15 protein-coding genes are annotated in these 15,305 nt (G+C 64.7%); 1 reads left to right on the top strand and 14 read right to left on the bottom strand.

Annotated features, from left to right (window positions below):
• Window positions 1-87: 87 nt before the first annotated feature.
• Window positions 88-1,125: an alpha/beta hydrolase gene (locus tag R4P95_RS21935; protein WP_213574699.1), complete on the top strand. Its 1,038-nt coding sequence runs from the start codon at window positions 88-90 to the stop codon at window positions 1,123-1,125.
• 3 nt (window positions 1,126-1,128) lie between these two features.
• Here the strand turns inward: R4P95_RS21935 and R4P95_RS21930 are convergent, their stop codons facing one another.
• The 14 genes from R4P95_RS21930 to R4P95_RS21865 all read right to left on the bottom strand — a co-directional run bounded on the left by R4P95_RS21930 (window position 1,129) and on the right by R4P95_RS21865 (window position 15,287).
• A complete protein-coding gene (locus R4P95_RS21930) occupies window positions 1,129-2,205 on the bottom strand; it encodes a S1C family serine protease (RefSeq protein ID WP_213574697.1) in 1,077 nt (358 codons plus the stop codon).
• A 29-nt stretch (window positions 2,206-2,234) separates the two neighbouring features.
• Window positions 2,235-2,642: a pyridoxamine 5'-phosphate oxidase family protein gene (locus R4P95_RS21925; RefSeq protein WP_317745265.1), complete on the bottom strand. Its 408-nt coding sequence runs from the start codon at window positions 2,640-2,642 to the stop codon at window positions 2,235-2,237.
• 147 nt (window positions 2,643-2,789) lie between these two features.
• Complete coding sequence (locus R4P95_RS21920; RefSeq protein WP_317745264.1) at window positions 2,790-3,599, bottom strand: enoyl-CoA hydratase; 810 nt, start codon at window positions 3,597-3,599, stop codon at window positions 2,790-2,792.
• 98 nt (window positions 3,600-3,697) lie between these two features.
• Window positions 3,698-4,882, bottom strand: a complete 1,185-nt coding sequence (locus R4P95_RS21915) for an alpha/beta fold hydrolase (RefSeq protein WP_317745263.1) — start codon at window positions 4,880-4,882, stop codon at window positions 3,698-3,700.
• A gap of 91 nt (window positions 4,883-4,973) precedes the next feature.
• Window positions 4,974-5,279, bottom strand: a complete 306-nt coding sequence (locus tag R4P95_RS21910) for a hypothetical protein (protein WP_109326075.1) — start codon at window positions 5,277-5,279, stop codon at window positions 4,974-4,976.
• 82 nt (window positions 5,280-5,361) lie between these two features.
• Window positions 5,362-7,053, bottom strand: a complete 1,692-nt coding sequence (locus tag R4P95_RS21905) for a PHA/PHB synthase family protein (protein WP_317745262.1) — start codon at window positions 7,051-7,053, stop codon at window positions 5,362-5,364.
• Window positions 7,050-7,529, bottom strand: a complete 480-nt coding sequence (locus R4P95_RS21900; RefSeq protein WP_213574687.1) for a MaoC family dehydratase — start codon at window positions 7,527-7,529, stop codon at window positions 7,050-7,052. The genes R4P95_RS21905 and R4P95_RS21900 overlap by 4 nt, the downstream gene beginning before the upstream one ends.
• A 273-nt stretch (window positions 7,530-7,802) precedes the next feature.
• On the bottom strand, window positions 7,803-8,183 hold the full coding sequence (locus R4P95_RS21895; RefSeq protein WP_213574685.1) for a helix-turn-helix domain-containing protein: 381 nt from the start codon (window positions 8,181-8,183) through the stop codon (window positions 7,803-7,805).
• Between the two features lie 9 nt (window positions 8,184-8,192).
• A complete protein-coding gene (locus tag R4P95_RS21890; RefSeq protein WP_317745261.1) occupies window positions 8,193-9,362 on the bottom strand; it encodes an acyl-CoA dehydrogenase family protein in 1,170 nt (389 codons plus the stop codon).
• 34 nt (window positions 9,363-9,396) lie between these two features.
• A complete protein-coding gene (fadD11, locus tag R4P95_RS21885) occupies window positions 9,397-11,244 on the bottom strand; it encodes a fatty acid--CoA ligase FadD11 (RefSeq protein ID WP_317745260.1) in 1,848 nt (615 codons plus the stop codon).
• Window positions 11,241-12,200, bottom strand: coding sequence for an SDR family oxidoreductase (locus R4P95_RS21880; RefSeq protein WP_317745259.1), 960 nt, complete (start codon window positions 12,198-12,200; stop codon window positions 11,241-11,243). Before R4P95_RS21880 ends, fadD11 begins: the two co-directional genes overlap by 4 nt.
• Before the next feature lie 2 nt (window positions 12,201-12,202).
• Window positions 12,203-13,687 (bottom strand): aldehyde dehydrogenase family protein, encoded by a 1,485-nt coding sequence (locus R4P95_RS21875; RefSeq protein ID WP_317745258.1) that lies wholly within the window; start codon window positions 13,685-13,687, stop codon window positions 12,203-12,205.
• A complete protein-coding gene (locus tag R4P95_RS21870) occupies window positions 13,684-14,196 on the bottom strand; it encodes an SRPBCC family protein (protein ID WP_213574675.1) in 513 nt (170 codons plus the stop codon). The genes R4P95_RS21875 and R4P95_RS21870 overlap by 4 nt, the downstream gene beginning before the upstream one ends.
• Window positions 14,193-15,287, bottom strand: coding sequence for a PDR/VanB family oxidoreductase (locus tag R4P95_RS21865; RefSeq protein ID WP_317745717.1), 1,095 nt, complete (start codon window positions 15,285-15,287; stop codon window positions 14,193-14,195). The genes R4P95_RS21870 and R4P95_RS21865 overlap by 4 nt, the downstream gene beginning before the upstream one ends.
• Window positions 15,288-15,305: the final 18 nt, after the last annotated feature.

Raw genomic sequence — 15,305 nt, 5'->3', positions numbered from 1 at the left:
CGATGTGGGACAAACGCGGCGCCGGATACTTCTACCGTGGAGAGACGCCCGTCAACGAAGACGGGCGTCGGCGACGAGGGAGCGGGCATGGAATCTGTGCCGAACGACCGCCACACACCTGCGGAACAGCGGATCGGGAAACCGACGGTGCAGTACCGGCCCGGTGCCCGACTCGCCGGGCCGAGTATTGAATCCCAGCTCCTCTACCAGGCCTGTCGCTGGTTTCTTCGCCCTGTCGTCCGAATGGCCCCGATCAACGAGTCTGCCATCCGCCGGGCGGCACTGCTCGATCTCGCCGCGGGAATGCGGCCCGCGTCCGGCATTCGCCGACAGAAGGTTCGACTGCCCGGTTTCGACGCCGAGGTCGTGCGCGCTCCCGGAGTCTCGCCGGACCTGAGCGAGGGCGTCGTTCTCTACCTTCACGGGGGTGGATTCCTCTGTTGTGGCCTGAACACGCATCGGCCGGTGGTGGCGACCATCGCAAAACTCACCGGACTGCCGGTGATGCACGTGGGCTACCGGCAGTTGCCCGACACGAACATCAGCGGATCGGTCGACGACTGCCTGACGGCGTACAAGTGGCTGCTCGAAAACGGTGCCCGGGCGGACGGGACGGTCTTTGCCGGTGATTCCGCAGGCGGGTTCCTGGTGTTCGCGACCGCGTTGAAAGCCCGTGAGGAGAACGTCGATCTGCCTGCCGGGCTCATCGGGTTGTCCCCGTTGCTCGATCTGGACTGCGCGGAGAAGTCGGTGCATGTCAACGCGGCGAAGGACGTGTTCGCACCGATCGAGGCGCTGGTCACCATCGGGAAGCTCGGAGCCGAGGTCGACGGCGTGCTCGACCCCGCGTTGTCGCCGGTGAACGGCAATCTGGTGGGAATGCCGCCGTCGTTGCTGATCGCCGCGGAAGGTGAAGTGCTGCGGTCGGATTCGGAGTTGATGGCGCACCGGCTCAGCGCCGCGGGGGTGGCGACCACGTTGCAGATCTGGGACGGGCAGGTGCATGCTTTTCCGGCGTTGTGGCCGGGGCTGCCGGAAAGTCGTGCGGTGCTGCGGAGGATCGCCAGATTCGTGGCTGTCCGTGTCCGGCGTGACGACGGGATGGTGCAGGGCGCCACGGCGTGACGGTCAACGCGGAGGACCCTCGTCGAGGACGATGGTGGCTGCCCGCGACTGCCCGCGGTCGTCGAGCCAGAGCACCGACACTGTGTCGCCGGGGTGTTTCGCGTTCATGCGTTCGCTCAGTTCGGTCGACGAGCGGACGGGTGCTCCATCGAAATCGGTGATGATGCTGCCGATCTCGAGTCCCGCGTCGTCTGCCGGGGTCCCGATGCCGACCCACAGCACTTCGGCGCCCCGCTCGTGGTTCGTGACATTGATGCCGAGAAGTGCTGTGTCACCGACGTGCACGGTGGATGACGTTCTACCGGCACGGACCTGATCGACGACGGCCATCGCGGTGGCGATGGGAACGGCATACGAACGTGGTTGCGCGGGTGGAGGGGTCGACGGATCGGAGTCCGCGTTGCCCGCGGTGTTGACGCCGATCACGGTGGCGGTGGCGTCGACGAGGGGGCCGCCGGAGTCGCCCGGGCGCACCGCGGCGTCCACTTCGATCAGACCGCTCAACCGGTTCCGGGAACCGTCTGTCGAGCTTCTAGCGGTGATCGACTGGCCTACATCGGTGACGAATCCTCTTGCCGCCACAGGATATCCGTTGCCCTCGGCGTTGCCCACGGCTGTGACGGGGTCACCGATCCGGGTGGCAGGGGACGTCGCCAGCGTTGCCGTGGGCAGCGAATCAGCACCCTGCAATTGCAGCACCGCGATGTCGCGCGAGCTGTCGTAGCCCAGGACGTCCACCACATATTCCGCACCGTCGGCGAGGGTGACTGCGCTGATGTCGAATGCACCGTCGATCACATGATGATTGGTGAGAACGACGCCGTCGGGTGTCAGCACGATGCCCGTACCTGCGGTGTCGACGAGTCCCGAATCCGCGACGAGCGTGACGATGACCGGTGCGACGCGTGCCTCGATCTCCTCGGGGGTGAGGACGATCGGCGGAGGTGGGGCGGGGGCGGCGGGCTGAGCCACGCTCACCGTGGGCACGCCCGCCTCCCGAACCGGCGGCGGGTTCAGGAGAACACCGCCGACCACCGCCACCGCCACGGCGACGACCGATGCGGTGCGGGAACTCGGCATGCCCGGCTACCTCCGTCGAGGGGTGCGGCTCACGACTGTTTCAGAGATCCCCAACCGTGCCAGGTGTCGATGTCGATCCACGCGCTCACCCGGGCCCGGTTCCGGACCGGATACGGGTTGCCGGTGTAGTGCCGGGCGATGCGGTCGATGTCGACGAGACTCTCGTCGTCGACCAGCTTGACCACCCGGCCCTGGACGCTGACGTGGGTGATCCAGTCCTGTGGGTCCATCGCAGTGAGGCTCACCCGCGGATCGTGGCGCAGATAGTCGAGCCGCTTGCGACCGGAATCCATGTTGACCAGCACTTTCCCGTCCTCGTAGAGGTACCAGGTGGCCACCGACACGGGCTGCCCGTCCGGTCGGACGGCGGTGATGGTGGCGTAATTGGGCCGCGCGAACATCTCGGCGGCTTCCTGCGGGAGGGGAGGCTTCGGCATGGTGACCTCTCGTCGGGTGGTGCGCTCACGTTCCAGTGCGAAAGATACCCCGACTGCCCCTCGCTCACCCGCGGACCGGGAACCGGGAACCGGGAACCGGGAACCGAAGTTCACCCCCACCAGCGCAGCGCCCCGCATGTCCCGTGCCTAGCGGGTGTCGCGGAACCGGGGAGTGCGGTCCTCCTTGCGGGCGGCGGTGGCTTCCTCGAAGTTGTCGGTGAGCAGCCGCACGAGGAGTTGCCCGAGACCTTCCTGGTGGATGTGGGACTCCAGCGATGCCGCGTCGAGTCCCGACCACAAGGTGCGCTTGGTCAGCTCCAGGCCCGGCCGGGAGAACGTCGCCATCCGCTCGGCCAGGTCGAAACACGCGCCCAGTAGGTCGTCGGCAGGCACACACCGCGACACCAAGCCGATCCGCTCGGCTTCCTCGGCGTGGACGTCCCGGCCCGACAGCATGATCTCGAAGGCACGGGACGAGCCGATCGCGCGAGGAAGTAGGTAGCTGAGTCCCAATTCGCTGGCGGTGAGCCCGTTGTTGATCCCGGCGGCCCGGAAATAGGCGGTATCCGAGGCGATCCGGACGTCGGACGCGAGCGCGAGGCACAGCCCACCGCCGATGGCGGCACCGTTGACTGCGCTGATCACCGGCTGATGCATGCGGCGAAGCGCAAGTACGACGTTGTCCAGCATCTCCATCGCGCGCAGGGCGACGGTCGGCCGGGTCAGGCCGTCGATGTGCGGCGGGCTGCCCGCGGACGTCTGGTCGGCGCCGGAAGAGAACCCCTTCCCGGCGCCGGTGACCACGACCGCTCGTATCGCGTTGTCGTGGCTGATCCGTTCCAGTGTTTCCCGAAACGGCACCATGACGTCGAACGCCATCGCATTCATGCGTTCCGGGCGATTGAGCGTCACCAGGGCGACGCCCGGCCGTGGATGGTCGACGAGAACGAAGTTCACAGCGTCTCCTAGGCGGGCGATACCGGTGTCCGATCGCACTTCATACTAGAACACGTTTCAGTTATCGGGGCTCCGCTGCCACTTTTCCCGATACGCGTTCATGGTGACGGTGAGTGGTCGCCCTCCGATGTCGCTGACAGCGCCGCCACCGAGCGCATCACCGGCCGCCACACTTCCTCGAGAACGGCGGGGTCGATGATCAAGCTCAGGTGCCCACCGTTCACGAGACGCCGCGTGATGTGCTCCGGTGGGGTGGAGATGTAGCGTTCCAGCGCCCACATCTGCTCGGGCGGTGTGAACTCGTCATCGGAGCCCGCGATCAAGAAGACGGGACACGAAATCGACTCGAGCGTAACGATTCCCTCTTTCACGCGGAGCTCGTTCGAGATCAGCCGATTCGTCAGGAACAGCTCCTCGATCATCCAGTCTCGGAATCGGTCCGGTAACTGCTGCGACCATGCGAACCACCGTCTGCGCTCGATATAGCGTTCCACGGACTCCGGTTCATCAATGTGCGCAAGCAGCGTCATAGCGTGTTCGAACTCCGCAGTAGGTCTCCCGAGGGGGACGCCGGCCGCTTCACCGAGTCGATACTGCAATCCGGCGATTGCCACGGCGCACGTTCGCAACCATGCGGCGCTCGGATCGCGCAACCAGCTGCCCATCACCTCGACGACGTGCGGTCGTCCGGCGTGGAAATCGATCGGAGCACCTGCGATGACGAGTGAGTGGGCCGCGGCGGGATGAAGAGCCGCGAAAATCGTGGCAAGCCATCCGCCCTGGCTGAAGCCGACCACGTTGATCCTGCCGCCCAGGAACTCGGTTGTCTCGGTAAGTAAGTCGAGGTAGTCGTCGATCGACGCGTTGGTGTTGTCGGGAGTGCGGCCGTGCCAGTCGAGGCAGTAGAGGTTGTCGATTCCGGCCTCGCGGAGCGTGTGCATCAGACTCCGTCCGTCCGCATAGTCCACGATCGAGGAGGCGCGACCCGAGTGTGGTGGGATCACCAAGGTCGGGATCTGGTCGGTGGGTCCGTCGGCGGAGTAATTCCGGCAATCGGCCAGTCGACCCCGACGAGCAACGTCACTGTGATGCGCCCACTTCGGGCATTCGCGCGAGCTCACCGCCATCCAGAACGAAAGAACGTCGTCAGCTATGTCGAACGGATTCGCCCTTCGGCGACAGAGTCCTGTCAAGTACCCCGACCATCCCTCGACTGCCGCCGCCCCCACTTCGAGCGGGAAAAGGGCGAGGTCTCTCCAGTACCTATTCCCTGCTGTCGTCATGCAGCTGGCTCCTGTCGGGTGCATGTGCGCGCTCTCACTGGCAGACGACGATGGCCGGGATGTGTCTATCCCGGCCATCGCTGCTTTCACGTTATTTCAGCACGGAGCGTGCAGCGTCGGTGAACGCCGTGCTGATCCCGTTGACGAGGGACACCTGTGCCTTCGTGAGGCTACTGATCCACTCGACGTTGCTGCTGGTGCCGATCTTCTCCTGGAACTCGAGGACACTGCCGAGGGCCTTCTCGTAGGTGTCGAGCGAGAGGTTTCCGCTCTGCTTCGCGGCGTCGACCACTTTCTCGTTGAGGGATGAGATCCGCTCGGTCGATTCGTCGAGTGCCTTGCTGAGGCCGGCAGCCGCTGCGGTGGTGGCGTCGGTGACTGTCTTGGCTGTGGTCACGTTCTTACTCCTTGGGTGGGGGTAACGTCAGTAAGCACATTAGCAGGTTAGCAATCTGATTGCTAACGCATCTGTCACCTGATTACTGGGAGACGTATGTCCCGGGGGCATCGGCCAAAACGGGATGCTTGGCACTGCCCATTGCCGGCGGTGCCACCATGTCGCCGGCGCGAGAAGCTGACCACTGTGTCCAGTCCTCCCACCACGAGCCGGAATGCTTCTCGGACAAAATCTGCCAGTCCGCCGGATTCGCGGGCATGGTCCGGCGTTCGCCTGAATCGGGTGCGCCGACGGCATGGAAGAAGCATCGGTTGTTCGGTGGATTGACCGCACCGGCGATGTGGCCCCCGTTGGTCAGGACGAAACGCACGTCTCCGCCGAGTAGATGCACACTCTTATACGACGAGGTCCACGGCACGATGTGGTCGTTGACGGCGCCGACGATGTAGGCATCGCACGTGACCTTCGTCAGATCCAGCTGCTGACCGTCCAATACGTATTCCCCAGAGGATAATTCGTTTCGGCCGTAGAGGGATCGCAGGTACTGGGCGTGCATCGTGGCGGGCATCCTGGTCTTGTCCTCGTTCCACGCGAGGATGTCGAATGCGGCCGGCTTTTCGCCCTTCATCCAGCGCGAGACCCAGTAGCTGAAGATCAACTCTTTGGCCTTGATCAGGTCGAAGGTGCCACTCATCTCTTCGCCGGACAGAAAGCCCTGCCGCCGCATACGCATCTCGACCCGGTCGAGGGTGTCTGGATCGACCAGAAGCCTCAGCTCGCCGACCTCGCTGTAATCGAGCAGCGTGTTCAGCATCGTCAGTGAGTTGATCCGGTCGTCCCCGGTTGCAGCGAGACGGGCTGCTCCCATCGCGGCCATAGCGCCACCGAGGCAGATGGAGAGGATGTCGATCTTTCCCGAACCGGTGACCTCTTCGACGACGTCCATGGCGGCAGCGAACCCGCGAAGGTAGTAGTCGTCCATCGTGATGTCCATCATGGACCGGTCGGGATTGCAGTAGGAAATCGCAAAGACCGTGCGCCCGTGAGCGACCGCCCACTCGATGAGGCTGCGTTTCGGCGCGAGATCGAGTATGTAGTACTTGTTGATCCACGGTGGGGAGACAAGGATCGGGACCGCATGCACGGAGGGGGTCTGCGGTTGGTACTGGATCACTTCGATCAAGTCGTTGCGAAAAACGACTTTGCCCGGCGTGGCTGCAAGGTTGTCACCGAGAGTGAAGGCGGCCCGATCGACTTTCACCGGCTGCCCCTTCCTCTTCATGATGTCCTCGGCAGCGAAAAGGGCCCCGCGAACGAGGCTCGCCCCACCGGTGTCGAACGCGCGTGTCAGTACGCCCGGATTGGTGAGCGGGAAATTGGTGGGCGACAGGGCGTCGAGCATCAAGTTCACGACTTGACGTGCCTTGGCGTCCTGTAATTCGTCTCCCGCACCCGCCTCTGTGAGGTCTTCCGCAAGTTCACGAGTCGCGAGATAGCTTTGGTGCAGAGAGAAGAACGCGGGATTTTCGCGCCACGCCGCGTCGGCGAACCTCTTGTCGCTCGGGTCGACCGGTACGGGAGGTTGGGGGTCGACGTCGTTGAACACTCGGACAGCAGCCGCCGGAATGTGGGCGAGGTGGGTGGCGTAGTTCGTCGATGCGGCGACGACGGCCTGAGGATTCTTTGCTGCGCGCCCGGCGACGGACGCCACCGCAGGGCCCCAGCCGATGGGGTCGATCCGCGAGGCGATCTTCTTGTGCAGGTTGTCGATCACACGTTGCTCCCCAAAAAACGAATCGTCATATCCGCCACGCACGCCGGACGTTCGGAGCCGTCGACGGACATGGTCAGTGCGGACGTCACCTGATAGCCGCCTCTACAGGCTTTGACGGTGGTGACCTCAGCGGTCAAACGCAGGTGAGAACCGACAGGAACGGGCGCCGTGAACCGTGCATTGCCAATACCGCAATTGATCACCTGCTCGCTGTCGACGACATCGATCAGTTGCCAGAATAAACTGGGTGCCAACGACAATGTGAGGAATCCGTGCGCAATCGTCGTCCCGAGCGGACCTTCTTTCGCGCGCTCGGGATCGGTGTGGATCCATTGGTGATCATTCGTCGCATCGGCGAACAAGTTGATCTGTTGCTGAGTGATCTGTACGGCACTCGACGTGCCGAGGTCGGTACCGACGAGGGTGGGGAGGTCTTCGAGTGCGACGGCGCGCGCGGTGGTGTGTTCTGTCTGCACGGTATTCCTGTGAGGTGATCTTGCTGCGGATCCCGCAGAGGCGAAGAGTGGGACGGCGCCGGTGGCGCCTGCTCACACGTTTACACAGGAATGTTTGAACTGCATATTACCGAGGGGTATACTGCACAGTCACTTGCGTCGGCGTACTACCACGGCTGCACGAGCCGGTCCATACGGCCTCTCTATCTGCGGGGACTCGTCGTCACACCTATGTTTACCAGTGCATGTGACATGCAACACAACTGCGGGTGGTCGGTGATGTGCGTGACGCAGTCAGTCTTGTGGTCCGGTGCTCGGACGCTTCCGTTTCGCGATGGTGAGCTGCCGGAAGGCCTCGTACATTTCCTCGATCGCCTTCCGTTGCGCATTGGTGAGGTCCGGGTCCTCCCGGAGCGCCGTTATCACTGCGGAAGCGGTGTCCTTCTGCGCTCGCGACGCCTCCGACACCAGCATGTCAGCGGACAGATGAAGCTGATCGGCGATGGCCTGCAGAACGCGGTCGCTCGGCTCCCGGAGATTCCGCTCGATTTGTGAAAGGTACGGATTCGAGATTCCCACCATCGCAGCCAACTGACGCATCGGGAGTTCGGCCATCTCTCGCTGGCGCCTGATCAACTCACCGAGCGTCAGTCCGCGCGGAGCTTCTCGATCCATGAGTGCATTCTAGAGCGTGCGAGAGATGAGTTCCTTCATGACCTCGTTGGATCCGGCGTAGATGCGCTGGATCCGGGCGTCCGCGTACATCTGGGCGATGGGGTATTCGAGGATGTAGCCGTATCCCCCGAAAAGCTGTACGCAGCGGTCGATCACGGAGCACTGCTGGTCGGTGAGCCAGTATTTGGCCATTGCGGCCGTGGCGACGTCGAGCTCACCGCGGAGATGCTTGACGATGCAGTCGTCGAGGAAGGTGCGCGACACCCGGGCGATGGTGGCGCATTCGGCCAGTTCGAAGCGGGTGTTCTGCAGGTCGAACAGGGTCTTGCCGAACATCGTCCGGGACTTGGCGTACTCCACGGTGAGGGCGACAGCTCGTTCGATCGCAGCGACTGCGGCAACACCGCAGATCAATCGTTCCTGGGGAAGCTGCTGCATCAGTTGGACGAAGCCGGCACCCTCCGCCGGACCGAGGAGATTCTCGGCGGGCACTCGGACGCCGTCGAAGAACAGTTCGGTGGTGTCCTGACCTTTCTGTCCCACCTTGTCGAAGATTCGTCCCCGCGTAAAACCCGGAGTGTTGTTGTCGACTTCGGCGACGATCAGCGACACTCCTTTCGCGCCGAGTGTGGTGTCGGTCTTGGCGGCGACGATCACCAGATCACAGTTGTAGCCGTTCGAGATGAAGGTTTTGGTACCGGTGAGGAGGTAGTCGTCGCCGTCCCGCACCGCTTTGGTCGTAATGCTCTGGAGGTCCGATCCGGTTCCGGGTTCGGTCATGGCGATCGCACCCACCCATTCGCCACTCGTGAGGCGGGGCAACCACCGTGACTTCTGGTCTTCGGTCCCGTAGGCGTTCAGGTAGTGCGGGACTATTCCCGAATGCACGCCCAGCTGAAGCGAATGGTCACCGGCCATGACCTGTTCATGGAACAGAACAGCGTCGTGCGCGAAAGTGCCGCCGCCACCCCCGTATTCGGCGGGAATCGACATGCCTGACAGGCCCAGGTCACCAAGAGTGCGGTAGACCTCCCGGTCGGGAAAGCCTTGTTGTGCGAAGCGGGATTGGTGTGGAGTCACCTCCTTCGCGAAGAAGTTGCGTGCGAGTTCGGCTACGGCGCCGAGGTCGTCGTCGATCCAGGCGGAGTTCGTCAGTGTGGAAGCAGGAGAGATGGTCATCGTCTTCTTTCGACATCGGTGGAGAGTTGTGCCCTCAGCCTGCGACTGCGGGCTCGGCGTCGGCCCGGTGCAGCGCGGCTGTCTGGACGCCCTCAGGCACGGGCTGGGCATAGAGTTTTTCGATCTCGGGCGCGTATTTTGCGGCGATGGGCGTGCGTCGCAGCTTCATGGTAAGGGTCAATTCGTCACTGCCGGGCTCCCAGAACGAGGGCAGGACAATGAACTTCTTGATCTGCTCTACCCGTGAGAGGCGGCTGTTTCCTGCCGCGACCGCGTCGGCAACCACGGCAATGACGGCGGGGTGTGCTGCCAGAGTCGCGGCATCCGCCTCCACGTGAAGCTGTGCCGCGTATCCGGCTGCGCCGTCGGGATCCAACGTGATCAGTGCGGTATTGTACGGCCGCGCGTCACCGATGGTGGACACGTTTCCGATGAGCGAGGATTGGGCCTTGATTGCATTCTCGATCCCGGCCGGTGACATGTTCTTGCCCGAAGAGTTGATGATCAACTCCTTCTTCCGGTCGATGATCGTGAGATACCCGTCGTCGTCGACGGTCACCACATCTCCCGTGGACAGCCAGCCGTCCGCGTCGACTGCCTCCGCTGTTTTCCCCGGCTCACCCCGGTAGCCCTTCATGACCAGCGGGCCTCGGACGAGGAGTTCGCCGTCGTCGGCGATCCGCATCTCCATGCCGGGGATGATTCTGCCGACCGTCCCCAGTCTGGTGGGGTCCGCCGCGGCGGCGCTCGCGATGCACGTCAGTTCCGACATGCCCCAGATTTCCGAGATGTTCAGACCGAGCGAGCCGAAGAATGCCAGGGTGTCAGCGGGGATGGGGGCCGCGCCCGATACGGCCCACCGGAGGGCGTCGAATCCGAGTTTCGCCCGCAGAGGCGCCAGCACTCGCGATTCTGCAGAAACGAATTCGGCCTCGAGTTCCTCGGGTACGGGTTGGCCGGCCCGCAGCATCGCAAACCGGCGGGCACCCACCTCGAGGCCCCATTGCAATCCCTGGCGCCGGGTTTCGTCCGGCTCGCCGGCTACCGCCCGCTCCACTGCGACCTGGAGCTTTTCCCAGACGCGTGGGACTGCACCCCAGATGGTCGGCCGGCAATCGGGGAGGGCGGCGGCGATCTGTGAGATGTCCTCGACAACGGTGATTTCGGTGCCGAAGACCATCTGGAAGTAGAGACAGGTCATCCGGTCGGCGATGTGCGCGGATGGCATGAACGAGGTGATCCGGTCGCCGAATTCGATCGGCAGGATCTCGCGCACTGCGCTGGCCTCGAACAGTAATGCGGCGTGGGTCGATTCGACGCCCTTGGGATTTCCGGTCGTCCCCGAGGTGTAGATGAGCGTGGCAACGTCGTCCGGTTGCACGGCTCGCCAGGCGGAGTCGAAGTCGAAGTCTGCGGGATGAAGAGTTTTCATCTCGTCCAGCGAGAGGGTTCCGGCGGGTGCGCTCCCCGAGTCGACATCGACGACGACGATCCGCGAGGGCTGCACGCCGGATTCTCTGATCCGTTCGACGTACTGCGCTTCGCACACGACCACCTTCGCTCCCGCATTGCGGAGGACATGGGCGATGGCGTCCGGCGGTGAGGTGTTGTAGATCGAGAACGAGGTGGCACCGACGTGTTGGGCACCCACGTCCACCGGGTAGAAGTCGAGGCGGTTTCCCATCATGAGTGCCACGGTGTCCCCGCGCCCGACGCCGAGCCCGGCGAACCCGGCCGCGACGTCCCGTACTTGCTGGGCATAGTCCCGCCAGGTGAGTACTTCGTTGCCGCCCACGGTCCGGAGTGCGACCGAGTCGGGGTCGATTGCTGCGACGCGTTGGAAGGCCTCGCACAGGGTGATCGGAGCTCGAGTCGGGGTCATGGCATCTTCCTGCTGGCGGTGGGTGATCCGGGAATGGTGGAGGTGGCGGGTCGGGCGTCGAGTTCACGGATGAGTTCGTGGCAGTCGCGGTCGGCGACGAGGTAACCGTCGGCGAGGACATTCACGAGTCCGCGTCCGAGCGCCCACGGTTGCCAGGCCGTAGGTGCCAGGGTGCGTCCGGCACGTCGGGCGATGGCGTCGGCGATGACGGTCGCGGCGTCCTCGGCGCTGATGCGGCGGCGCAACGGCCGCGGCAGGCGGGCGTCGAGTTTTCGGCCGAGCTCGTCGTCGTCCAGGGTTGCGCGTGCCAGTTGGGTGTCGACCATGCCGAAGTAGGCGACACCGGCGGAGGCGCCGTAACCTGCGAGTTCGAGGCGCAGAGCCCGGCCGAGTTGCTCGACGGCAGCCTTGCTGATCATGTACGACGCACCGCCGAGGCCGGGCGCGAACGCGGCCGCGGACGACACCACGACGATGTGACCACGTCGTTCGATCACTTCGTCGACGGCCGGACGAATGGTGTTGAACACTCCGGTGAGGTTGATGTCGATGACCCGGTCGAAAGCGGCGGGGTCGATTCGGCGGAGTGTGCCCGGTGGCGGTGTCACACCGGCGTTCGCGACGACGACGTCGAGCCGCCCGGTCTGTTCGATCACGTCCTGCACGGCTGCGTTCATGCCTGCCCGGTCGCGGACGTCGGCCATGAGAGTCAGGACCCGTTCCTGTCCCAGTGCGCAGTCGGCGGCGGTGAGGGCCGCTGGATTGTTATCGATCACTGCGACGGTTGCGCCGCGGGCGTGCAGCGCGCGCGCCGAGGCCAGTCCGATGCCGTCGCCCCCGCCGGTGATCAGGACGACCTTGCCGGCGACGTCGTACTCAGCCCCTTTTCCGGGTAACGGCAGGCCCAGGTCGCGCAACGTGCGAGCGTATGCCCTTCGTTTCTCGAAGATCGCCATCGTCAGTTCCTTCCGTGAAGCACGGTGATGAGAACGCGGACGAGAGAGTCCACCAGGCGTGTCCGCCGAAATGTCGTGAGCGGCAGTACGGACGGGAATCGCTGTCTGGTCATCGCCCGTGGGAAAGTGAATTCCCTCAGGCCGTCCGCGCCGTGGACCCGACCGAATCCGGAATCATCGACACCGCCCAGGGGCAGACTGGGAACGGCCGCGTAGAGAACGTAGGAATTGACGGAGACGGCGCCGGTGCGAATTCGCCGTGCGATGTCTTCGCCGTGCTTCCGGGAGAAAACGCTGACACCCAAGCCGTATCGGCTTGCGTTGGCCCGTTCCACAGCCTCGTCCATGTTTCGAACCCTCGACACGATCAAGGTGGGGCCGAAGGTTTCCTCGGTGACCGCGATGCTGTTTTCCGGCACGTCCACGAGAACGGTGGGTTGCACGAACCGCCCCTCGACGGCGTCGGGTCCGCCGAGAACCGCCCGCCCGCCCTTGTCGAGCGCATCGTCGATGTGGCGGCGGATCACGTCGACCTGCGAGGGGATCGTAATCGGGCCGATGTGCGCATCCGTGTCGGAACCGGCACGAATGGGGGAGGCGAGGGTGACGACCCGATCGATGAACTCGTCGAATACCCTGTCGTGCACGTATACCCGCTCGACCCCGAGGCAGGTTTGCCCGGCATTGGACAGCCCGCCCCACACAGCGGCGTCAGCGGCGGAATCGAGGTCTGCGTCGGCGTTGACGATCAGGGCGTCCTTGCCGCCGCATTCCATCAGGACGGGGGTGAGGGATTCGGCGCACGCGGCCATCACTTTCTTGCCGGTCGCAGTGGATCCGGTGAATCCGATCTTGTTCACCCCGGACCGGCACAGCGCGGCGCCGGTCGAGCCGTCTCCGGTAACGACCTGCAGCACTGGATGTTCCGGTACCGCTTCGGTGAAAGCCTCGATCAGCCACACGCCTACGCCCGGGGTGTACTCGCTGGGCTTGTAGACCACCGTGTTTCCGGCTGCGAGGGCGAACGACAACGATCCCAGTGGAGTGAAGACGGGGTAGTTCCACGGCCCGATCACACCGACCACCCCGAGGGGAAGGTATTCGACGCTGGCCGATTGGTTGACGGTGAGCGCGCTGGTGCGTACCGAGCGACGCCCCAGTACCTTGCCGGAATTCTTCGCCGCCCACGCGAGGTGTTCCAGCGCCATCGCGATCTCGAGCATCGCGTCTGCGGGTGGCTTCCCCATCTCCCGGTGGACGAGGTCTGCGAGTTCTGTTGCCCGCCGGGCGATGATGCCACGCCAGGCATCGAGCCTGCGGGCCCGTTCAGCGAATCCCAGTGATGCCCACCAGTCGGCGGCGCCACGCGCACGGGCTACGGCGTCCTCGACGTCGCGGGTCGAGCCGAGGGGGTGAACGCCTACCACCTGTCCCGTGGCGGGACTGGTCACCTCGAATGTGGCAGGTGCGGGCGTGGTAGTGGTCATCGGGTCGCGCCCTTCGGGTGGTCGAGTGCCTTGTGGGCGAGGCCGCGCGCCCATCCGCGCGTCACTCGGCGCAGCAGTGGCAGGGACAGCGCGAGGAAGGGCGTGAGCCCGGGTGCGGCGTCCATCGCGAACGTCCAAGTGAGCCGGGTGCCGTCGGGGTGCGCGTCGAGGCTGATGTCTTCGGCGAACCGCCGGAATCCGGGCCTGGACGCGCTTTCGGCGGTGAACGTGATGCGTTTGCCCTCCTCCCAGCGGTAGAAGCGTTCTTTCAAGGCGGCGGCCCCGTGTCCGAGCGTCACGGTTCTGGTGGTGCCGATACCGAAGGGCCGATGCGAGGTCCAGTCGCTCGCCGTGATCAGCGGCGACCAGGACACCAGTGCGTCGTGGGCAGTGAGGACACTCCACACGTGCGCAGGGTCCGTCGACAGGTAGACGACGTGCACGATGCGGAATCTGGCGGTCTGCAGGAACTCGTCGTCGGCGGCGGCGAGTGGGTACCAGCGCGTCACAGGTCGATCACCAGAGGTCCACCGGCCGAGCGTGACAGGCAGATCAGCATCGAGTCCTGTCGCTCGGCGTCCGTCAGCGTGCGGTCGCGGTGCTCGACATCTCCGGCCAGAACCCGCACTCGACAGGTACCGCAGAAGCCCTGCTGACACGAGTAGGCGACACCCGGTACTTCCCGGCGGATCGCGGCCAGCGCGGTTTCGTCGGCGCCCACGGACACAGTCGTTCCCCGCTGGGCGAGGTGCACGTCGAACTTCTGCCCACCGACCACTGGCAGGGCCGAAAACCGTTCGGTGTGAAGGGAACCGGTGGGATTGAGTTGCCGCATCACGCGGCGTGCGGTGCTCGTCAGCGGCGGTGGTCCACACAGGTAGACGGCTGCGCCAGGGGCTGCGGTGGTGAGAATCTCGCTGATATCGGGTGGACCGGCCTCGTCGTCAGGCCGGACCTCCACACAACCGGCATACCGCGCGAGTTCGTCGAGAAAGGGCATGGTGTCGCGCGAGCGGCCCAGATAGACAAGCCGCCACGGGCGTCCGCGCGCGTGGCACTTCTTCACCATCGGCAGGATGGGCGTGATGCCGATTCCGCCCGCGACGAACAGGTACGAGTCCGCAGCGACCAGCGGAAAGGCGTTGCGCGGGCCGCGTACGGTGACGACATCCCCGGCCTCGAGCGAATCGTGGACCTCCGCCGAACCGCCCAGTCCGCCGTCGATGCGGCGGACGGCGATGCGGTACGACGACAGATCGTCGGGGTCACCGCACAAGGAGTACTGACGCTGCCGGCCAGACGGTAGGAAGAGGTCGAGGTGCGCGCCCGGAATCCAGGACGGCAACGCATGTCCTTCCGGCGACACCAAGGTCACGCCGATGACACCCTCCGCTTCGGCTCTCACCTGATCGATCACGAGACTCATGTCGAACCCTGTGTTGCGCACCGGCTTCGGACGCGACAGCCACGAGGCGGCGCGACTGGCCGCGAACACGGTCCGGTAGGCGACGGTTGCCCGAGCCGCCAACCGAAGTGCGCGGGTGGGCTCGAACTCGCGTGCGGGGGAGTCCGGCCCCGATACCCGTTCCGAGGTGGTCATCATGATGAGTGGTCTTTC

The organism is Rhodococcus sp. IEGM 27 (assembly GCF_033142305.1).
In the GTDB taxonomy this organism is placed as follows: domain Bacteria; phylum Actinomycetota; class Actinomycetes; order Mycobacteriales; family Mycobacteriaceae; genus Rhodococcus_F; species Rhodococcus_F oxybenzonivorans.
Note: the sequence above shows the minus strand (reverse complement) of the source record. Positions and strands in the feature narration are given on the sequence as shown.